Source organism: Phocaeicola sp. ICN-14070, assembly GCF_037892625.1.
Classification (GTDB): Bacteria; Bacteroidota; Bacteroidia; order Bacteroidales; family Bacteroidaceae; genus Phocaeicola; species Phocaeicola plebeius.
In genome coordinates, this window is record NZ_JBBKBF010000003.1 from 62,811 (window position 1) to 84,611 (window position 21,801).

Below are 21,801 nucleotides of genomic sequence, written 5' to 3' on the forward strand. Positions count from 1 at the left end.
GGCTTACATTTCTTTTTTAAGTCCGCGTATCGGTTCGTTGGCTTTCAGTCCGCTTTTAATCTCAATATTTACTCCGTCGCTGATGCCGGTCTGTACCTGTCGGCGTGTAAACTTCTGTGTCGGTACGCTGTCCGTCAGCACATATACGAAAGTAGAGTCACCACTGAATTCGATGGTACTTTCTGGTACGGTCAGGGCATTGTTGGCCCGCTGAAGTTCGATTTCCGCATTGGCGCTGTAGCCGGAACGGATGGTGATACTGTCGGGTACCGTGATGGCGGCCTTGATTTCAAACTGGTTGGCTCCGTTATTTTCTACACTTTTTGGAGATATATATTCCAGTACGGCATCGAATTTCATGTTCTGCAAGGCTCCTAATGTGATTTTTACAGGAGTTCCTTCGTGAATACGCCCCACTTCTGTTTCGTCTACGTTTCCTCTAAAGATAAGGTCGCTCATATCGGCCACGGTGGCGATGGTGGTACCGTCGTTGAACGTATTGCTCATGATAACCGAGTTGCCGACCTTGATGGGAACGTCCAGAATCAGTCCGTCAATTGTAGAGCGAATCAGTGTGCTGCTGAAAGAGGCACTGCTTTTGGTGATACCTTCCTTCACGATTTCCAGGTTATCTTTGGCAGCCTGGAGTTCCTCTCTGGATTGTTTAGCTGCTAATAAAGTCTTTTCGTATTCTTCGCTGCTTACCAGTTTGCTCTGGTAAAGCTTTTCCATACGCTCCAGATCGGTTTCTGCCTGACGGCCGTTGATTTCGGCCAGGCGCACGCGGCTTTCGGCAGAGTTGAGCGAACCTAATTCGGGGATTACCTTGACTTTGGCGATGATTTCTCCTTTTTTCACTGTTTCTCCGGCTTCCTTGTAGACTTCGGATATGATACCGGAAATCTGCGGTTTGATTTGCACCTCATCGCGTGGCTCAATTTTTCCAGTAGCTACGGTGATTTGTGCCAAGTCTGTGGTTTGAGGATGAAGAATGTCATAAACCGTATCTTTGGGTTGTGACTTTTGGTACAGAAATACAAATGTGCCGATAAAGATGAGTGCAATCACTATCAGCGAGATAATCTTGATGTACTTTTTCATATCAACTTTGGTTTTTGTTTGTTTTGTGGTTTTATTTATTCGTCGCGTATGGCTTCAATGGGTTTGATACTCATGGCGCGGTAGGCAGGAGCCAGTCCGGCCAGCAGTCCTAAAACTAGCAGGAGAAGACAGGCGCCGATAGCTTCCCAGAAACTGATTTGAAATTCAGTGGGAGAAGTGGGGGTGGAGGTTCCCATTTCCGTCACGTTTAATAAAAATACGGCGAAGGAGATTCCCGCCATACCAGCCAGGATGGTCAGTACCATACTTTCGGAGAGAATCTGCGACAAGATATCATTCGGACGCGCTCCGATAGCACGACGTATGCCGATTTCGGTGGTCCGTTCCTTAACCGTAACCATCATGATGTTACTCACACCGATGGCTCCGGCCAGCAAGGTGCCAAGGCCGACCATCCATCCTAGAATCCGGATGCCGGAAAACAGGTTGTCTACCATGCTGAACATGGCTTCAGCGTTGACCAGAATAACGGCCTGTCCGTCGTCCGGATGAATCAGGTGTGCTTTTTTGACCACTTGTTCTACCTTTTTCTCTACCTCACCGATGGAGTATCCTTTACGGGCCGTATAACAGAGCAGCTGCACATTCTGTCCGAAGTTATAGTTCTGTTGCATGGTAGAAAACGGGATGATGACCGACGTTTCGGACTGGCCTTGTATGGAAATATTTCCTACCGCCATGCTTACTCCGATTACTCGGTAGTAGATGCCATTGACTTCAATAAACTTTCCGCAAGGGTCTTCTCCTCCCGGGAACAAGGTCTCGTAAATACGCTTTCCAATCACACAGACTTTTCGCTGGTCGCGTATGTCAACGTCGTTGATGAACCGTCCGAACACGATGTTCGGTTCTTCTATTTTCTGGTATTCCGGATAAAGTCCTTTCAGCGTACCTGAGATTTTATTTTTGTTATAAATGGCATTAATACCCCATTTGGCGAGGGTGGCGGTCACGGTTTCCAGTTCACTGACCTGTTTTCTCACACGTTCCACATCCTTGTTTTCTAAGTCCCAGTATCTGCCTTGTTGAAAACCTTTGTAGGCCTTGCTTGTCTTGTTTGTACCTAAAAAGCCGGAATTGGTAGCGAAGTCTTCAAACTGTCGGGAAAGCATTTGTTGTAATCCTTTGGCACCTCCCATCAGGGAAATCAGCATGAATATTCCCCAGAAAATACCGAAGGCAGTCAGAAAACTTCTGGTTTTGTTGCGGGTGATAGTGAGAAGAATTTCTTCCCATGTATCTAAATCAAATCTTCTCATGATTAATCTGCTCTAAGTGCTTCAATAGGTCGGATTCTGGCTGCTTTTCTTGCCGGGAAGAGTCCGGCCAGTGTACCGGCGATAACTAATGTCAAGGTAGCCTCTATGGCGATGGATAAGTCTACTGTTGGGTTTTCGAAAAAGGTCATCGAAAATACACCCATGTTCATGGTCTGTTTGCCTGCCACCTGATTCATGTATTCCGTCACGGCAATGCCTGCCACCATGCCGATGTAGCCGAAGAAAGTCGTGATGGTCACACTTTCCGAGATAATCAGCCAGAGGATGGAAGCGGGTTTGGCTCCCAAGGCTTTGCGGATGCCAAACTCGTGTGTGCGTTCGCGGACAGTAATCAGCATGATGTTGCTCACTCCTACGATACCGCTGAGCAGGGTAAAGATTCCGATTACCCAGATGGCAGTATGCAGGATTTGGGTAGCCGTCTGTTGTTGAAGATATTGCGTAAACCGGTTCCATATCCAGATGGCTCCTTCATCGGTAGGCGAGAATTGTTTCTTCAGTCCTAAAGCCTGCCGGTATTCCGCTTCAAATTGTTCGTTGGTCGCTTCATTGGTCAGGCCTTTGGTCGTAAACGTGATGTTGTCTATGCTGTCGCCTTTTTGATAGATGGTTTGCAGGGTAGTGAACGGAACGAGAGCAGAAGGAGAAAAACTATTCTGGTCAGTATAGATGCCTACCACCTGATAAGATACGCCTTGCGCATTAAGGTACTTTCCGATAGGAGAAGTGTGAGGAAAAAGGTTCTTTACCGTTTTTTCATGTAGTACGATGATCTTTCGTCGCTCCTCCATGTCGCGTACGTTAACGAAACGTCCTTCTTTAATTTTGATAGCTTCAAGTGAAGGATAATTAGGAAAGACTCCGTTGATTCCGATGCTGACAGCTTCTTTTCCGTAAGTAAGAATGACATCTCCTTTACTGACGGTCGCACCGGTGTGAATGATGTGATCTGGAAATGATGTAGCAGTAAGTTCGCGGTCACTTTCTTTCAGGTAAATGCTGCGGCCCTCTTTCATACCTTTGTAAGGTTGTGAGGTTGTGCCTGGATAGATTTTCATGGAGTTCATAATCATGCCCTTCGACTGGTTTTCAAAAGCATGGATGAGACCGTTTCCGGCTCCCAATAATACAATTAGCATGAAAATGCCCCATGCTACGGAAAAACCAGTCAGCAAGGCGCGCAGTTTGTTGCGCATGATGGTTCCGTAGATTTCTTGTATTAATTCTGTCATGGTAAGTGTTTTATTTCATGAATCCGTTTTTGCCAAATGGAGATGCATTGTGGTCAATGTTGTCTTCTATGCGCTCTATCAGTCCGTCTTTGATATGGATGATTTTATCGGTCTGGTTGGCAACTCCGCTTTCGTGGGTTACTACTACGATGGTCAGCCCTTCTTTTTCATGCAGTTCCTTTAGAATCTGCATGACTTCCACCGATGTCTTACTATCCAACGCTCCGGTCGGTTCGTCTGCCAGAATAATTTCAGGTTTTGATATTAATGCTCGTGCAATAGCTACACGCTGTTTTTGTCCGCCCGACATCTCATTCGGAAGATGGTGAGCCCATTCTTTTAATCCCAGCTTATCGAGGTATTCCATAGCCAGCAGATTACGTTTTTTTCGGCTTACCCCTTGATAAAACAGGGGAAGAGCTACATTCTCCATCGCATTCTTGAAAGAAATAAGGTTGAATGACTGGAAAATAAAACCAATCATACGGTTACGGTATTCGGCTGCTTTGCTTTCACTCAGGTCGCGAATCAGTACATTGTTCAGATAATATTCTCCTGAATCATAGTTGTCCAGAATACCTAGAATATTCAACAAGGTAGATTTTCCGGAGCCGGAAGCTCCCATAATAGAAACAAATTCCCCTTTTCCTATGTGGAGGTCAATACCTTTAAGTACATGAAGGGGAGTGCCGTTGTAATAGGTTTTGTGAACGTTTTTTAAGTGTATCATTTGGTTTGTGTGAATTTATTCATTTATCAGGTTACGCAAAAATAAGAAAAGTGAAATGCTCCGAAAAATAATGCGTTAAAAATTTGCTCTGTTTTTACTGATTATTTACTTTTGTCCGTAGATAATTAACCCTAAATAGAGAAATGTCATGACAATAAGCATGGAAAAACCTTATGTAGTAGGTATGGACATTGGCGGAACAAACACCGTATTTGGTGTAGTAGACTCACGTGGTAATGTGTTGGCTTCTGATTCTGTCAAGACACAGCAATATGACAACATTGAAGATTATGTGGATGCTGTATGTAAGAAACTTCTTCCTCTGTTGTCGCAGTTTGGCGGAGCTGAAAAGATAAAAGGTATGGGAGTGGGTGCTCCTAATGGAAACTACTATAGCGGTACAATTGAGTTTGCACCTAACTTGCCATGGAAAGGAATTATTCCTTTGGCTTCAATGTTTGAGGAACGTTTGGGAATTCCGACAGCCTTGACAAACGATGCAAATGCGGCTGCTATCGGAGAAATGACTTACGGTGCAGCACGTGGCATGAAAGATTTTATCATGATTACTTTGGGTACTGGTGTTGGTAGCGGTATCGTTATCAACGGACAGTTGGTTTATGGTCATGACGGATTTGCTGGTGAATTGGGCCACGTAATTGTAGACCGTAACGGTCGTGCATGCGGATGTGGTCGTAAGGGATGTCTGGAAACTTACTGCTCTGCTACCGGAGTGGCTCGTACTGCACGCGAATTCCTGGTACAGCGTACGGAACCGAGTTTGCTGAGAAATATTCCTGCTGATGAGATTCAGTCAAAAGACGTGTATGATGCAGCAGTGAAGGGAGATAAACTGGCTCAGGATATCTTTGAATTTACAGGTCGTATTTTAGGACAGGCTTTGGCCGACTTTATTGCTTTCTCAAGCCCTGAAGCAATTGTATTGTTCGGTGGTTTGGCAAAATCTGGCGATTACATCATGAAACCGATTCAGAAAGCCATTGATGAGAATATCCTGAAGATTTATGCAGGAAAGACAAAATTATTGCTTTCTCAGTTGAAAGATGCAGATGCAGCCGTATTGGGTGCTAGTGCATTGGGATGGGAAGTAAAAGAGAACTAATTTATTTCGTAATCATAAAAAAACAGCCTCGGCAATTTGTCGAGGCTGTTTTTTATGATTACTTTTCAATGGTTATCTTGCAGGGCTGTTCGAGGGATTTTTTCCATTCTTGTGTGTAAGAGAACCAGGTCTGTGAGTCTGGAAATCCGAATGTTTCCTTGCGTGATGTAAACATGGTATAGTAGCGGAAACATTTTTCTTGCGGAGCACTGACTGTATAAAGGAAGTTTTCTTTGTCTTTAGCTTCTTTTCTGATGTATTTCTTCGGAATGTAAGTAGCCAGGCCGACAGTTTCTTTTTTGTATTTGATGGTGTCGCCTACGGGCCAGTCGGTGCCCCAGCTGGCAACCAGTCCTTCGTGATCGGAATACATGGTAGCACTGTAACCGATGTTTTGCACTCCTGTGCAGAATGTCTCTTTATCTAAAGGCTGGTCAAACAATACGTCTACTTGTGCGTCACGGTGTCCGGCATATAGTGTGTAACGGTTAATCATGTTCAGTTCCTTTCCCTGGTATTCCCAACCTTTTACTTCTGCATCAGCAATGGTACGTACCGGACCGCTGGCGATGAGGCGTTGTCCGCGGAAGGCAACGGGCTGAATGTCGGTAGCTTGTGAACCGTCCCATCCTCTTAATGTTCCGGCTCCGCAACTGCCTCTTACTAAAATTACATCATCTCCGAATCCTTTTTGTAATTGCTCGTCTGTAGGATAGAACATGCTTTCTTCTATTTCCAGGCCTTTATTGAACTTTCCGTATAAATCAGTTGTCTGCTTTTCGTTAAAATAGATACGGTAGGCAACCAGTTCACTTTCAAAAGCAATGCCATGGTGCTGTAGAATGGTATAAGTATAGCTGTCGCCTGGAGCGTATACAGCTGTACCGTGGGCATATTCATTCGATTTGGCTGTGCGGAACAGCATTTCTGCAAACACACGGGCTGGATAGGTCTTGTTTGTCTTGGCAGAGGAAAGAGTCAGGGTGAATACTTTTTTTGATTGCGCTGGCAAATTAGTTACGAAAGCCAGTTCATCAGCTCTTAAATCGAAGTTTAAATCGTCCAGCTGTGAAGGTATTTCATTGTTCCCTTCTTTCACAACGGCTGATTTAACGGTAAACCCTGTATTTAAGGAATGGATATCAATGACTACTGGTTCGTCTGTTTTAGCTGTCTTCCAAGGGTTTTCGACAATTACTTTGATGGTCTTTTCTGCTGTTTGAGCGAAAAGCATACTCCCGCTGTAGATGAAGGCGAGACAAAGAATGGAAAATTTTTTCATTGTAATAATGTGTTTATATATTAAGATTAATGTGATTCACGTATGTTTCTGTAAGCTATTATCCTCCTGAACATGCTGCCTTCACAGGGGACATGCAGGAGGATAATAAATCTAATTCTAACCTAAATAATATTATGAAAAACCTTTTTTATTCTGGATGCAAAAATAAGCTTTCTGTTTGATATATGCTTGCAATTTTTGATTTTATCAGTGAAAAAACTGAGCATAATTTTACGTGATTAAATATTTTGCCTCAATAAATGTAAATAGTGTAAATAAAGTTTGTATCTTTGCCCCAAATTTATAATTGAAAATAATATGAGTTATAATTTGCTGAAAGGAAAAAGAGGTATTATTTTTGGTGCACTGAATGAACAGTCTATTGCATGGAAAGTGGCAGAAAAGGCTGTAGAAGAAGGTGCCGTTATCACACTCTCTAATACCCCTGTAGCAGTACGTATGGGTGAGGTCTCTGCTTTGGCGGAAAAATTAAACTGTGAAGTGATTCCGGCTGACGCAACCTCTGTAGAAGATTTGGAAAATGTCTTTAAACGTTCAATGGAAGTATTGGGCGGAAAGATTGACTTTGTACTTCATTCTATCGGTATGTCTCCAAATGTTCGTAAAAAGCGTACTTACGACGATTTGGACTATGATATGTTGAGTAAAACATTGGATATTTCAGCCGTATCATTCCATAAGATGATCCAGTCTGCTAAAAAATTGGATGCCATCAATGAATACGGTTCTATTGTTGCTTTGAGTTATGTCGCTGCACAGCGTACGTTCTATGGTTACAATGACATGGCAGATGCAAAGGCTTTGCTGGAGTCAATTGCTCGTAGTTTTGGCTATATTTACGGACGTGAACACCATGTACGTATCAATACCATTTCTCAGTCGCCTACTATGACTACTGCCGGATCGGGAGTAAAAGGTATGGATAAATTGTTCGACTTTGCTAATCGCATGTCTCCTCTGGGTAATGCATCGGCTGATGAATGTGCTGATTACTGTATCGTAATGTTCTCTGACCTGACTCGTAAGGTAACTATGCAGAATTTGTTCCACGATGGAGGTTTCTCTAGCGTAGGTATGAGTTTGAGAGCTATGGCAACTTATGAAAAAGGTCTGGATGAATATAAGGATGCCAATGGCAATATAATTTACGGATAATATTGAATGTATCGGTTTATTTTTATATTATTGAGTGTAATCGTCTTTTCTGCTTGTCGTTCTGACAAGCAGAAAGACGATTTTTCGTTTTCAGAAATAAAAATAGCCCGATATGACCGTTTGCAGTATGAGGCTACTGTGCAAAATAGTTTCTTTTCTCTGCAGAGAATGAATACTGAATTTGCTCAGGAACCCCGTCTGTTAGTGGAAGATGTGCTTGATTTGGGCTCTGTAAATATGTTAGACATGAACGAGCGTTTGTGTACGTATTTCTCAGATTCCATATTGGTGCATTTGATGGAAGATGTGGGAGAGAAGTTCAAGGATGTCAGTAGCATTGAAGAGAATCTGACTCATGGATTTAAAAACTTGAAGAAGGAAATCCGTGAACTACCTGTTCCAAAGATTTATACACAGATTTCTGCTCTCAATCAATCTATAGTGGTAGGTGATAGTATTTTGGGAATAAGCTTGGATAAGTATATGGGAGATGATTATCCTCTCTATAAAAAATATTATTACGCCAACCAGCGTCGTTCGATGTCACCAGAATATATTGTGCCTGACAGCTTTACTTTTTATCTGCTGGGACAATATCCTTTTCTGTGGCTGGAAGGTCACCGATCTTTAATGGACATTCTATTGTATCGAGGAAAAATAGCCTGGACAGTGGAGAATGTGCTTGAAGGAGATAGAAGTGGAAAAACAGCTTTAGGTTACACCAAAGAGGAAGTCAAATGGTGTGAGCAGCATGAAGAAGAGCTGTGGAAAGAAATGAAGCTGAACCATTATATGGAAACTACCGATCCTATGGTAATCCGTTCTTGTATATCTTCTAATACGCGACTTTTATTTAATGGTGAGAAGACTCCTCCGTTCTTGGGAATATGGTTGGGTATGAAGGTGATAGATCGATATATGAAGAAGCATCCGGAGCTGTCTATAAAGCGTTTGCTAGAGAGAACGGATTATGCAGAAATGATAAAAGAATTAAACTGATTGACTTAAAGGATTCCTTATGGAAGTTGCGTTGTATTTGTTACCGGTCACTTTAGGTGATACGTCTATCGAGAAGGTTTTACCTGCTTATAATCGGGAGGTGATTGTCAATATAAAACATTTTATTGTAGAGGATGTACGTTCAGCCCGCCGTTTTCTAAAAAAAGTAGATGCATCTATCTGTATTGATGAGCTTACTTTCTATCCTTTAAATAAACATACTTCTCCAGAGGCTATATCTGGTTATCTGTCTCCTCTTGCAGAAGGACATTCTATGGGAGTTATCTCTGAGGCGGGTTGCCCGGCCGTAGCTGATCCAGGAGCGGATGTAGTGGCTATTGCTCAGCGACGGGGATTAAAGGTGGTTCCTCTTGTCGGTCCTTCCTCGATTATTCTGTCTGTGATGGGGTCTGGATTCAATGGACAGAGTTTTGCCTTTCATGGGTATTTGCCAATAGAGCCTGCTGAGCGTATGCGTCGTTTAAAAGAATTAGAGGGACGTGTTTATTCTGAAAATCAGACTCAGCTATTCATTGAAACTCCTTATCGTAATCACAAGATGTTGGAAGATATCTTGAAAACTTGTCGTCCCCATACTAAGTTATGCATTGCTGCCAATATTACTTGTGAAGGAGAATTTATTCAGACGAAAACAGTGAAGGAATGGAAGGGAAAGTTGCCGGAACTGAATAAGATTCCTTGTATTTTCTTGATTTACAAATAAAATTTATTTGAATTCTTTCCATACCTGGGCAACCATCTGTAGGCGTTCGCATTCTATTCTCAGTTCATTGCTGAATTTCTCTGGATTTTGCTTGATTTCTTCACAAGTAAAGAAGCATCCTTCTGTGAGTTTGAATTCATCTTTATGGCTGACAGGAAGTATATATAACTGTGTGAAAGCAGGAGCTATACTTTGCGCTCTGTAGCTCAGAATAAGTCTGGGGAGAGACTTTTTTTTCGTATATAAACTTCTTAGAAGATTTTGTTGATGTTTTTTGACCAGATGTTTAGCATAGCGTTGACTTTTTCTTAGTGGTCCTTCAAATAAAGACGCAATAGGGGCATCCCAAATGGATTTATTTTCGCTATGTGGAGCTAGATAGATTTTTCCATTACAAATTGGAATTATTCGGATAACATGCTGTTCCTGAGGTGAGTTTGCTGCAGCAACTTGTATTCCTATTATGTTGACAACCAAACAGATTACATAGATTAATGTGGGGATCAAATAAATAATTCCAAAGTTATTCTCAGGCGAAAAAGGTATTAGCTTGTTGTAGAGGAAGAACAAAACAATTAAGTGGACACTGGAAAAAATCACGATTATTTTTGCTTCCAATAAATAGGAGGAAGTAAAGTTCAGGTGGAACTTTCTTAAAAAATTCCGATAAATTTCCGGAGCTGTGACATGTATGAAGGCACATATCAGCAACATGAATTCTAATGAAGGAGTCAGACTGTTCTTCGGAATATAGTCATATCCGGTGAACAGTCTTAATAAAAAGCAAATACCAATACCTATAGTCCCCTGTAACAAGAAGAAATTAAGTCCTTTTAGTCGCAATACATCATAAAGTAAACCAGCAATGCTGATAGCTAGCCCTATTCCCAGCATTGCTGTTGTTGGGAAAAAATGAATACCTATCAGTGTGATAATGATAGGAAGTAAACCAAACGATACAATTTTGTCCTTATATTTAAGCAATAGATTCATAGTTGAAAAGCATCTGTTGATAAATTTTGAACAATCGAAAAAAGTAAATTGTTCATCATTTGCGTAGATGTTTTTCAGCATGATAAGAGGAGCGGACTAATGGACCGCTTTCTACAATTTCAAATCCTTTGGTTTCACCAATTTCTTTAAATTTTTTGAATTGATCTGGATGTATATATTCTGCTACAGGATAGTGCTTGGCGGTTGGTTGCAGGTATTGTCCGATGGTCAGTATCTGGCAGCCGTTTTGTAAAAGGTCATCCATCGTTTCTTCTACTTCTTCTGCCGTTTCTCCTAGTCCGACCATGATACCTGATTTAGCTTTTAGTCCATTCTCTGCAATTTGGTGGATGACTTTCAGACTAGTATCATAATCTGCTACACTTCTGACCTGTGGACTGAGACGTCGGACGGTTTCCAGGTTGTGTGAAAGAATATCGGGACGTGTTTCAATGACCTGTTGCAGTAATTCGCTGTGTCCTTGAAAATCGGGAATGAGCGCCTCTATGGTGGTGTCAGGGCATAATTTTCGGATGGCCATCAGGGTAGCCGCCCAGTGTGAGGCACCTAAATCCTTCAAATCGTCTCGGTCGACGGAGGTGATGACAGCATGGTCAAGCTTCATGAGCTGGATGGACTGAGCCACTCTGAGCGGTTCCTCCGGGTCCAATGGGAGAGGTCTTCCGGTTTGCGTATTACAGAACTTGCAGGAACGGGTACAGATGGCTCCTCCAATCATGAAGGTGGCGGTTCCTTTTCCCCAGCACTCACCTAAGTTGGGACAGCGTCCACTGCTGCAGATGGTATGAAGTTTATGAGTATCTACAATGCGTTTGGTTTCTGTGTATCGGGCATTGGTGCCAATCTGGATTTTTAGCCATTCAGGCTTTCTGATATGTGTCATAGTGGTAAGATAAAAGAACAAAGAAAAGCAGATGACACCAGTTTCTTGTTGCTGGTGTCATCTGCTAAAATGAAATATTATAGGTTCTGTAGGAAGAAATTAGCCACTCTGTTCATCAGGTGGTTGCGGGTATTTCCTCCGAAGATACTGTGATTACGGTTGGTGTAAATCTGCGTGTCAAACTGGATGTTTGCCTGTACCAGTGCTTCACTATATTCCATGAAATTCTGCAGGTGTACGTTGTCGTCTGCACTTCCATGAATGAGCAACAGCTTTCCTTTCAGCTTAGATGCCCGGTTAATGGCAGAAGAAGCCTGGTAACCGTCACCATTTTCTTTCGGTGTGCGCATGAAGCGTTCGGTATAGACTGAGTCATAAAATCTCCAGTCTGTCGGAGCAGCGATGGCTACTCCGGCTTTAAATGCGCCAGACCCTTCGCTCATTGACATCAACGTGTTGTATCCTCCATAGCTCCAGCCCCAGATACCAATACGGCTTCCATCTACGTAAGGCAGAGTAGATAAGTATTTAGCTGCTTCAGCCTGGTCGGTAGCTTCTTTCACGCCGATGGAAAGGTAAGTACATTTTTCGAATGCAGCTCCTCTACCTCCGGTACCACGTCCGTCCACGCAGACCATGATATAGCCTTTGTCGCACATTACAGCTTCGAACATACCCCCGTCACCGAAGCTTCCGATACCCCATTTGTCGAGTACCTGTTGAGAACCAGGACCACTATATTGGTGCATGATTACTGGATATTTCTTGGAAGGATTGAAGTTGGCTGGTTTCATCATCCAACCGTTCAGTTCTACTCCTTCACTGGTTTTGAAAGAGAAAAACTCTTTGGTCGGCATGTTCAGCTGCGCTGTTTTGCTTTTCAGTTTTTTGTTGTCAAGCAGTGTAACCATTTCCTGCCCCTTGTTATTGTTCAGTGTAATAAGGGTAGGAGTCTGTGCACTGGAATAGGTGTTGATGTAATAATTCAGGTTTTTGCTGAATAACGCATTGTTTGTTCCGGTACGTGTTGAAAGTTTGGTCTTCTTACCTTTGCCGTCAATCTTGTACACCGCAGTGCGCAAGGGGCTTCCTTCGTTGCTGGTATAATAGAAAACGTTTGCTTTCTGGTCCCATCCCAGGAAATCTTTTACTTCAAATTCTCCTTTTGTGATTTGTTTCACCAGGTTTCCTCCGATGGTATACAGATAAAGGTGGTTGTATCCATCCCGTTCACTCATCATCACAATATGTTCAGGATAGAAAGTGATGTCTGAGTAAGCTTGTTCTTTGATGTATTGTTCAGCCTCGTCGCGGATGGCCACTTTGCAGATGGCACTGCGTGGGTTGGCCATATAAAGGTCGAAGCGGTTCTGGTGACGATTCAATGTCATGATGGCTAGCTTTTCTGGGTCATCAGTAAACTTGATGCGAGGTACATAACCGTCAGAATCAACAGGAAGTTCCATTTTACGGGTTACACGACTTTTTATGTCAAAAGAATGTACGCTAACCTTTGAGTTTACGACTCCTGCTTTGGGATATTTGTAGTCATAGCTTCCTGGATAAGTGGTATATTCAGTTTTTTCCGGAGCCATACCCTTATACCATGGGAAAGAGTACATGGGAACCTGGCTTTCATCGAAGCGGACATATGCAATCATTTTACTGTCAGCGCTGAAATCGAATGCACGATTATAACTGAATTCTTCTTCATACACCCAGTCAGGAATACCGTTGAGCACCTTATTGTACTCTCCGTCTTTCGTTACTTGTGATTCGCTGTTACCGAAAAGCAGTTTGATAAGGTAAATGTTATTGTTGCGCACAAATGCAATCTGATGACTGTCGGGTGAGAACAAAGGAACCTGTTGCGGACCGTTGTTTGACAAAGGTTCAAGTGTACGGTTTCTCACGTTGTATATATAATATATAGCTGTGAATGAACGGCGGTAAATCGGCTTGGTTTCCGTTTGAATCAATATCAAGCTTTCGTCCGGTGACATGATATAGTTATCGAAACTTTTCAGCTTGTGGTTGCGGGCAGTCGCTACGTCAAAAATGGTGGCTACCTCCTTACCAGTCTTAAAAGAGTATTTGACAATTCGTTTGTGGTCCTTGCTGATTTGGGTGTAATGTTCACCGTCCAGCATCGGTTTTAATCCCTGTATACTTTGTGCGCGATAGGTACCGTTGGCTACATCCTGTAGCGTTACCTTTTGTGCCTGCAGAGTAACCAGGCACATTAGCGCATAAAAAAGTACAAAAAGTTTTTTCATGACTGTGTTATTTAAGTTTTACATTTATTCTTCTTTCTGAATTCCTTCTTCTGGTATAACTTCGGATGTTTTTTCTTCCTTGGGTTCTGCGGGCGTATTTTCCTTGTCTTTTATGCCGAACAGCCAGCGGAAGAAACGAACGATGAAGTTCCGTTTTTTCGGTTTGGCTTCTGTGGCTTCAGAAGTAGACAATGATGCAGCTGTTTCTTTTTGTATGGCTATGCTGTCAGCAGAGGCTACTAAAGTTGTATCCGTGATCAGTGTATCTGTGACCAGTGAGTCTGCGGATGGCATAGGGATAACCTGAAGAATCGTATCCTGCGCAAGAGAGTCAGTCGGAACTGAAGGTACCGCGATACTGTCTTTCTTTATTTCAGGAGCGGGTTTCGGAGTAACAGGAGGAGCTGGTTTCGGCTTCTTGAAAGGAACCGGAACAGAATATTTACAGCGTACGTTAACTCCATGTTCCTGTGCTGGAATCCAGTCGGGCATCACTATGATGGCATCTAAGGCGGCCGTATCCAAACGTGCGTCTAGCCCTCTTACAATGCTGGGAGAAGTGATACTACCGTCTTTTTCTACAATGAATTGAATCATGACTGCACCTTCTTTCTGAGTTTCCTCGGCCAGTTCCGTAGTATGCGCCTTTCTTCTGATATAGTTGAAGAAAGCTTTCATGCCTCCAGGATACTCTGGCATCTTCTCTACTACGTGATACACTCGGTCAGCTCCTTTCTTTGTCATTCGTATCTCTAACGGCTGGTTAGGGTTTTGTAAGAAAGACTCGATGTCAAGATATTTGTTTTCCATACGTTCTGCCCTTATCATGATCAGATGACTGTAATCCGCTTCAATGCTGAATTCGCCCTGTGCATTAGAGAAAGTTCGTTTTCCTGTACCCTGGATGCTGATTTCTGCATGAGGAACAGGTTTGCCTCCTTCTTTCAGCACGCCATTTACCAGTAATGTCTTGCCGCTTTGCTTGAAGCGTGCCAAATCCTCCGGACGGTCTATACGGATAATCGTATCTTGTGCTGCTTCGTCCAGTCGCAAGGATTTGATTGTTCTGTTCTTATCTGTCGGGAAGTAGAAATTGGCAGTACGAACGTAATTGTTGTCAGTGGATTGTTCGAAATCGATGAGACCTTGTTCGTCGCTGATATACTCGTTGCTGTAGCCTGCCACTTTCAGAATGATACCTTGTTGCGGCTCTCCTCCGGTATTCAGCACGGTAATTTGGAATCGCTGTTTCTTGTTTTCTAATGGAGAAGCCCCCACTTGAGTCAATGTAATCAGGTAACATATCAGCCCGGCGAATATATAAATAAAGTGTTTCATAAGCTCGTTTATAAATATTCGCAAAGCTACGAGTATTCTGGGGTATTCACTCTTGTTCAGGTGTTAATAAAGATAAATTATCCGGCTTGGTAAAATTTACGAAGCCGGATAATAGGAATAAAGTTTGGTTATTTGGATGTCTTTGCAACCAGCTTTCGTAGCCTGAACATACGCAGGCGCTCCATGGCATGTCGGCGGCTCAATATGATTTGTCGCCGGTAGACGATGCAGGTTGTGAAGAAATATACGATAGCTTGTATCCAAAGTGCCTGATATTCGACTAACACTTCCGGAAGAGTTGCGCCCATGTTGTTGATTCTTACAAACCCGTTGATACCAAACGTAGATGGGAATATCCAGGAGAATACTTTCCAGAATGTAGGCACGGCAGCTCCCGGCCAAGAGATTCCGGAGATAAACAGGAGCGGCACGGAGGTGAAGACATAAATCATTAGACACGACTCTCTGTGATGTATAAAGATGGAGCAGGTCATCGCAAAGAAAATGCATGCCAAGATGTAAGGCACCACAAAAGTCAGTAAGGTCATAGGTTGTGCAATTTGTACCAAATCAAACAGTTGCGGTACAAGGCAGAGTACATACGCAGCTACTAATGCATAAATCAGGAAATAGGCCAATGACTTTCCGCCTACAATGCGGAGCGTACCCTGATACTGCCGACTGATGGGGACCAAGTCTTTGAAGCGGTTATTCTCACGGGCAGTTCCTGCTGAAAGTCCGATGCCTAACAATAACGTCTGCTGTATAATCAGGATGAGCACAGCCGGAATCAGGAAGCTGGCAAATCCGTCTTGCGGGTTGAATAGCGATACATCTTCGTATTCAATGGGAGCCGTACTGACTTCATCCTGCCGTTCCGTTGTATTTCCCATCCGCTGTATCTGGATTTTTTTATTTAAGGTGAGTGAAGCGTTGGTACTTGCCAATACTAGTGCTTTGTAGTATAGCATACCACTCATGTCACAGTAAATACTGACTGTAGTCTGTTTGCCGGAAGCGATGTCTTTGCTGAAACTTTCCGGAATGTAGAGAATGCCATATACCCTTGTTTCTTTCAACAGGTTTTTCCCTTCTTCCATATCCGCACAATGCGACTGGATATGCACATCGGCGCTTGCATCAACCGTACGGATAAACTGGCGGCTGAGTGCCGTGTTGTTGTTGTCTATTACCGCTACAGGCACTTCGCGTACCACCTCATTGGTATAAATAAAGGCATATACCAGCGGGTAGGCCAGCGGGACAAGCAAGAAGAAAATAAGTACGCCCTGGTCTTTGAAAACGGCTTTCAGTTCCTGCTTGCATATATGGAAGAGACCTGCAAAGCCTTGTTGTATGGTTTGTTTTAACGATTCTTTTTTCATGAACGCAAAGGGTTAAGGAATATAGACATAATGCAGCATGGCCGTGCGTATTCTTTTTAGGAAGAAGAAAGGCAGGAGCATGAACAGCAGCAGGGCGGTAACGGCATGCCAGGCATAAATGACCGGATAACCGTTTAAGGCCAGATTCACGTAGAGCAGGAAGTAATGCCGCAAGGGGAACAATACGGACAAAGCCTGCAGTGTAGGGTGCATCGCCATGACCGGGAAAGTGAATCCCGAGATGGAGAATGAAATGACTCCCCACAGAGAAGCCGCACTCAATGCCAGACGGAGTGAACCGAACAATCCGAAAAGGAATACACCGAATGCTTGTGAGGCAAGCACCAGCAGCAGTCCGGCTAACAGCATCGGGAAAATCCCGCTATGACACGGATAGTGCAGAAATCCGTATAAGTACACGTTATAGAACGTAGCCATGATAAAGAACGTAACGGTTTGAGGAATCAATTTTCCCACCAGTGCCGTCACAATGGAGTTATCGGCCAGTTGCATCAGCTCCTTTGAAGTCTTTTCTTTTAATTCTGTTCCGATGGTATATACGGTAGTCAGGAAAATAAGCAGCATCAGGATACCCGGAAATAAAGTATTACACAAGTACACCGAGTAGTTCAGCCAGGGATTGTTCAGTGCATGGGTAGAAATGACTACAGGTTGCAGGAAGGCAAGTGCCTGATCTTCGGTAGCTCCTTTGGCTAATAGGGTTGCTTGCCCCACTGCCGCGGAGGCTAACTCCGACATGGTTCTCTGGTCTTTATAGAGTAAGGAACCTGCAATCAGGTAAGAATAGTTGACATAGAAGGACACTTTCGGCTGTCTGCTGGCAAGGGCTTCTTCGGTCGTTCCTTTTGGGATGTAATAGAACGAATAAATCTCACCGCGCTGTACGGCCTGCCTTGCTTCTGTGACACTTGGGTAATGAGCTACAATCTGGGTCTGCTGAAACGCATCCAGATTACGGATAATGTTGCGTGTCGTGGCGGTGTTGTCGAGGTCCACCACTCCTGCAGGCAGATTGGTCGGCAGCCCGTTTTCCATCAGGGTGGTGAAAAACAGGAAACAGAACAATGGAGCGATGACCATGCAGAACAGGTACATCGGCTTGGTTGCAATGCGGAGAATTTCTCTTCGCATCACTTTCAGGTAACATTGATAGGTGGTTGTCGACATGTGAATTTATTTTTCAATGATAGCAGACATACCCGGACGTAAGTTTTCTACAGGCTGCACGGGTTTTGCCTTTACTTCAAAAGTCTTCAGGTCAAACTGACCGGTGGTCTTGGTTGCTTTCCATGCGGCATACGTACCTAAGTCCTTCATGACTGTTACCTGAAATTCAGCTTCCTTTTCCAGAGCAGGAACGTAGGCTTTAATCTTGCTTCCTACGGTGAAATCTTTCAGAAAATCCTCACGTACGTTGAATGTCACCCACATGTCATCCAGTTGGGCTACGTTCATGATGGGAGCGCCTGTACCAACCAGTTCACCTACTTTCGGGAAAATTTCAGCTACTTCTCCATCGGCTACAGCCACCAGGTAAGTTTCCGATACGTAAGAAGAAACTTCGGCTACAGCTCCTTTCGCACGTTCTACCTGTGCAGCAGCCATGGCCTTGTCTTCACGCTGTGCACCATTCTTGGCCATTGTGTATTGTGCATTGGCGGCACGTTCGGTCGCCTTCATGGCATCGTATTGCGCTTTTGCTTCATCTCTTTTCTGTGCGGTCATCACCCCTTCTTCGTATAAGCGGTTCACACGGTTGTATGATTTTTCGGCAATCTCCAGTCCAGCTTTGGCTTTCTGCCACATTTCGTATGCAGCCTGCAGCTGTTCACTTCTTGTACCTCTCAAAGCCTTTTCATTTAGTGCTTGTGCAGCCTGTTCGGCAGCTTGTGCCTGTGACAATTTAGCCATCACGTCTGGAGCCTCCAGAATAGCCAGTGTATCACCCGCTTTCACTTTATCTCCTTCGCTGACAAAGAATTTCAGGATACGTCCCGGTACCTTGCTCGATACCCTGTATTCTGTGGCTTCAGCCTGGCCTTGTATGATTTCAGGACCTTTTCCTAATGTGAAGAATCCGATGATGCTGACGATAACGATTACGGCTAACAATGTAAAGAAAGCCAGCATGATATTGTTGCGTTGAGTCTTTTCCATATATCTGTATTATTTTAAAATTCCCATTGATTTGTTCAAATAAAGTTCACTCATTTTGACGTCTATCTGTGCGTCTATTTTTCCGGCTTGTGCTGAGAACCAAGCCGTTTGTGCTTCCAGCACATTGCTGGTTGGAATGACTCCTTCCTTAAATCCTAAATTGGCATAGCGCAGGTTCTCTTCCGCTTTCTCCATGTTTTTTTCGGCTAAAGCTAATTTCTTGGTCGATTCATTTACTTTATAGGAGTTCTGTGTCACCTGAAGTTCCACTTTTTCTTTGATATCTTCCAGTTTGTAGCGGGCGATGTTGGCTTCTGCCTTTGCGGCTTTTACCTTATAAATACCTTCTCCCCAGTGGAATACAGGAATTTTTACTACTACTCCGGCAGCCCACATGCCACGGAATTTATTTTCAAATCCGTTGACGAGCGATGGGTTGGTCACCAGATAATTGGCGGTCAATGCCACAGAAGGAAGGAAGTCCGCGCGGACTACGTTTACTTTCTGGCGATAGATTTCCGATGCTAATTCCAGACTCTTCAGTTCTTCACGGTTACTGAGAGCTGTGCTGACGTTCGCTTCCGTATAGGTGTTAGGAAGGGGTAAGTCTTTCATGCTTTCATCGGCCAGTTGGAAGTCGGTTTCCAATGGAAGACCACAGAGCTGGCACAAAAGCATTTTTGAGAGGTTCAAGCCATTGTCTACCTGAGTAAGCATCATTTCGGCTTCGTTTACCTTTACTTTAACGCTTAATCCGTCGGCTTTGGTAGCCACTCCTTCTTTTATCATCTTGTCTACGTCTGAATCCAGCTTCTGTACCAGCTCTAAAAAATTCTCTGCCAGTTTTTTCTTATTGACGAGTGAAATGATTTGCCAGTAAATCTGGTCCGTCTGTAGGATAAGGTCTTGCATGCCTGTGGCGTGCTGTGATTCAGCCAGGCGCTCTGCATATTTGGTAATCTTGTTGTAAGCTATGATTTTTCCGCCCATAAAGAGAGGCTGGGTGAGGGTCGCAGCTCCCACCGTCATGTTTCGGGTATCTGTACGGAATGCATCCACCAGGCCTTGTCCTACGGCGTTCAGGCCATCCGTTAATCCGGCTATGGCACCAGGTAGCAACCCTTGTAAGCCGGCAGCCAATCCGGGATTAGCAGCTGCAAGTTGTTGCATGGCAGCCTGGAACTCAGCCGACTGCATACCTTGTTGCAACTGGTTACCTAAGTTGGTACCCATGTTGCCGATGCTTTGCTTCTGTGCGTCACTGAGCAGGGATATTTCTTTTTGCGTGCGCATATATCCCCCCGTAAGATCAATCTTGGGCAGATAATTAGTGAATGCAGCCTTCTTCTCATAGTGGGCGGCATTGACTTTTTCTTGTGAAATTCGCAGCTCCTTGTTGTTGGCCAGAGCGAGTGCCCGGCAACTGTCCAGAGTAAGTACTTGTTGGGCATAACTGCTGAGAGTTGTGCCAAGCAGTAAGAGTAAACTTGTAATTTTTTTCATTACTGATGCTGACTTTTTATTTGGTTGCTTATGCAACATTGCAAATGTATGACATTAGAACAAATAGTCAAAGCGTTTTGTTGAAAAGAATCAGTAATAAATTTAATTTTTCTTAGTGTGTGTCTTATCGGTTACTTTTACTTTTTTATGCGATTGTAATGAGGCTTCTGGGCGATGGGGTCAACTAGTAATTGTACATGCTTGGAAGTCCGGCTACGGCTTAAAGTCGTGGCATCTTCTGATTCGTCCGGATTAGTAATTACCGGGAAACTTCCGTTGGCCATTTTATAGAGTACCGGTTGCAGAAGTTGATCTTCGGCTGAGCCGAAATCACCTAATTCACCTCCATAGTTTTCTTCTATTTCGTAATCCGGTAACAGGCCGTTTGTAAAATAGTCATAATATCCTTGTGAATTGCTCAAGTAGGTAGTAGTGAGCCACAACTCTATGCCTGGAGCTTCCGCATTGGTAAATAATTGCTGGGCCACATTCTTTCCGTAAGTTGCTGTTCCTACCTGATACAGGCGGCCTTCCATATAAGGCTTCAGGCAATTGATGACAATTTCAGAGGCTGAAGCCGTATTTCCAGATGTGAGAACATATAGATTTTGATAAGAGATACTTGTCTCTCCCGTCAATGAACTGGACTCAAAGTTCAGAGTCTCTGTTTTGTTGATTTTATCGTTGTAAATCATATTTAGGAAAGGCTGCCCTATTGCCGTAGTTGGAGCCAAAGCTGAGCAAAGCTGATGAGATGTGTTTACGTATCCTCCCGGGTTATAACGCAAATCCAGGATTATATCGTCAAACTGCTGTCCGTTCAATTGTGAAAAAACTTCCTTAAGAGCATCAGTGCTTTCTCCGAATTCGTTATATAACAAGTAAAAAGCTTTTCGTGTACCTGCAGAAATAATGCCAGATTTAAGTACATCCTGCTCTTCTACATAACGAGGCTCAGGCATTTGGACTACCCCTAGCGTATCGAATTCTATGTAGTTGAATTCCGGGTCATCCACATCTTCCGGATAAGGATTGTATTTACCCAATGTAAAACTGTACGCTTTTGTCGGTCGGGTGATATAAGTGGAATAATCACTTGTGGATATTTTCTGGTTATCTATGGCAATAATCCAGTCACCCCGTTTCAGTCCGGCTTCTTCTGCTGGCGAGTTAGGTTGTGTGTACAATACTCTCAGCGCATTTGTTCCTCCGTCAGTACGTACCAAGGCCGCTTCAAAACCGAAGCAAGGATAGGTGCTGGTGGCACGCGAGGTAGTAAACACGGAGTCTACATGAGAAAACACATACCCGTTTTTCTGATCTTTGGAAGAGGCGGCTGAAGTTAAAAATTCAGCCGGTTTTTTAAAGAAATCCAGTTTTTCCTCTGCCGGAATATCTTCATAGAAAAGATAGTTTTCCTGCATCACCTCGTAAATCCATGTCTTGGTAGCAATCAAGGCATAATATTCTCCCGAGCGGTCTTCTCCGCAGGAAGATAGCACCCCCATAAGTGTAAGGCAGCTGTATATCAGGTGACTGATGTGCTTTCTCATGTG

At 43.6% G+C, this 21,801-nt stretch carries 18 protein-coding genes; 4 read left to right on the forward strand and 14 right to left on the reverse strand.

Annotation, left to right across the window (positions count from 1 at the left end):
- Window positions 1-3: 3 nt before the first annotated feature.
- From WKT20_RS01560 to WKT20_RS01575, 4 genes are read right to left on the reverse strand one after another with little or no spacing between them, the layout of a single operon-like run.
- Window positions 4-1,101: an efflux RND transporter periplasmic adaptor subunit gene (locus tag WKT20_RS01560; RefSeq protein WP_118163367.1), complete on the reverse strand. Its 1,098-nt coding sequence runs from the start codon at window positions 1,099-1,101 to the stop codon at window positions 4-6.
- 35 nt (window positions 1,102-1,136) lie between these two features.
- Window positions 1,137-2,381 carry an ABC transporter permease gene (locus WKT20_RS01565; protein WP_117700741.1) on the reverse strand — a complete coding sequence of 415 codons (1,245 nt, stop codon included), beginning with the start codon at window positions 2,379-2,381 and terminating at the stop codon, window positions 1,137-1,139.
- Between the two features lie 2 nt (window positions 2,382-2,383).
- Window positions 2,384-3,634 carry an ABC transporter permease gene (locus WKT20_RS01570; RefSeq protein WP_117700740.1) on the reverse strand — a complete coding sequence of 417 codons (1,251 nt, stop codon included), beginning with the start codon at window positions 3,632-3,634 and terminating at the stop codon, window positions 2,384-2,386.
- A gap of 10 nt (window positions 3,635-3,644) precedes the next feature.
- Complete coding sequence (locus tag WKT20_RS01575) at window positions 3,645-4,364, reverse strand: ABC transporter ATP-binding protein (protein WP_007563257.1); 720 nt, start codon at window positions 4,362-4,364, stop codon at window positions 3,645-3,647.
- 148 nt (window positions 4,365-4,512) lie between these two features.
- On the opposite strand from WKT20_RS01575, the gene WKT20_RS01580 reads away from it, so the two are divergent.
- Complete coding sequence (locus WKT20_RS01580) at window positions 4,513-5,487, forward strand: ROK family protein (protein ID WP_117700739.1); 975 nt, start codon at window positions 4,513-4,515, stop codon at window positions 5,485-5,487.
- A gap of 58 nt (window positions 5,488-5,545) precedes the next feature.
- On the opposite strand, the gene WKT20_RS01585 is transcribed toward WKT20_RS01580, so the two are convergent.
- Window positions 5,546-6,769 carry a DUF4861 domain-containing protein gene (locus WKT20_RS01585; protein ID WP_340416712.1) on the reverse strand — a complete coding sequence of 408 codons (1,224 nt, stop codon included), beginning with the start codon at window positions 6,767-6,769 and terminating at the stop codon, window positions 5,546-5,548.
- Between the two features lie 318 nt (window positions 6,770-7,087).
- Between WKT20_RS01585 and WKT20_RS01590 the strand changes: the two genes are divergently transcribed.
- Genes WKT20_RS01590 through WKT20_RS01600 form a run of 3 tightly spaced genes read left to right on the forward strand, consistent with a single transcriptional unit; the run spans window position 7,088 to window position 9,668 of the window.
- Window positions 7,088-7,945: an enoyl-ACP reductase FabI gene (locus tag WKT20_RS01590; protein WP_007563250.1), complete on the forward strand. Its 858-nt coding sequence runs from the start codon at window positions 7,088-7,090 to the stop codon at window positions 7,943-7,945.
- A 6-nt stretch (window positions 7,946-7,951) separates the two neighbouring features.
- On the forward strand, window positions 7,952-8,944 hold the full coding sequence (locus tag WKT20_RS01595; protein ID WP_340416713.1) for a gliding motility protein GldB-related protein: 993 nt from the start codon (window positions 7,952-7,954) through the stop codon (window positions 8,942-8,944).
- A gap of 19 nt (window positions 8,945-8,963) precedes the next feature.
- The gene (locus WKT20_RS01600; protein WP_118243618.1) at window positions 8,964-9,668 is read left to right on the forward strand and encodes an SAM-dependent methyltransferase; all 705 of its coding nucleotides are present in this window, start codon (window positions 8,964-8,966) and stop codon (window positions 9,666-9,668) included.
- A 3-nt stretch (window positions 9,669-9,671) separates the two neighbouring features.
- Here the strand turns inward: WKT20_RS01600 and WKT20_RS01605 are convergent, their stop codons facing one another.
- The 9 genes from WKT20_RS01605 to WKT20_RS01645 form a co-directional block, all read right to left on the reverse strand.
- Window positions 9,672-10,661: a hypothetical protein gene (locus tag WKT20_RS01605; RefSeq protein ID WP_118441137.1), complete on the reverse strand. Its 990-nt coding sequence runs from the start codon at window positions 10,659-10,661 to the stop codon at window positions 9,672-9,674.
- A 55-nt stretch (window positions 10,662-10,716) separates the two neighbouring features.
- On the reverse strand, window positions 10,717-11,565 hold the full coding sequence (gene lipA, locus WKT20_RS01610; RefSeq protein WP_302462436.1) for a lipoyl synthase: 849 nt from the start codon (window positions 11,563-11,565) through the stop codon (window positions 10,717-10,719).
- 77 nt (window positions 11,566-11,642) lie between these two features.
- Window positions 11,643-13,841, reverse strand: a complete 2,199-nt coding sequence (locus WKT20_RS01615) for a S9 family peptidase (RefSeq protein WP_118163370.1) — start codon at window positions 13,839-13,841, stop codon at window positions 11,643-11,645.
- Between the two features lie 24 nt (window positions 13,842-13,865).
- Window positions 13,866-15,179 (reverse strand): energy transducer TonB, encoded by a 1,314-nt coding sequence (locus WKT20_RS01620; protein WP_118163372.1) that lies wholly within the window; start codon window positions 15,177-15,179, stop codon window positions 13,866-13,868.
- Between the two features lie 128 nt (window positions 15,180-15,307).
- Window positions 15,308-16,564 (reverse strand): ABC transporter permease, encoded by a 1,257-nt coding sequence (locus WKT20_RS01625; RefSeq protein ID WP_117700731.1) that lies wholly within the window; start codon window positions 16,562-16,564, stop codon window positions 15,308-15,310.
- A 12-nt stretch (window positions 16,565-16,576) separates the two neighbouring features.
- Entirely contained in the window at window positions 16,577-17,752 is a 1,176-nt protein-coding gene (locus WKT20_RS01630; RefSeq protein WP_022052676.1) for an ABC transporter permease, read from the reverse strand.
- A gap of 6 nt (window positions 17,753-17,758) precedes the next feature.
- Window positions 17,759-18,742 carry an HlyD family secretion protein gene (locus WKT20_RS01635; protein ID WP_117700730.1) on the reverse strand — a complete coding sequence of 328 codons (984 nt, stop codon included), beginning with the start codon at window positions 18,740-18,742 and terminating at the stop codon, window positions 17,759-17,761.
- A 9-nt stretch (window positions 18,743-18,751) separates the two neighbouring features.
- A complete protein-coding gene (locus WKT20_RS01640; protein ID WP_340416714.1) occupies window positions 18,752-20,245 on the reverse strand; it encodes a TolC family protein in 1,494 nt (497 codons plus the stop codon).
- A 137-nt stretch (window positions 20,246-20,382) separates the two neighbouring features.
- Window positions 20,383-21,798 (reverse strand): S41 family peptidase, encoded by a 1,416-nt coding sequence (locus tag WKT20_RS01645; RefSeq protein ID WP_340416715.1) that lies wholly within the window; start codon window positions 21,796-21,798, stop codon window positions 20,383-20,385.
- Between the last annotated feature and the right edge of the window lie 3 nt (window positions 21,799-21,801).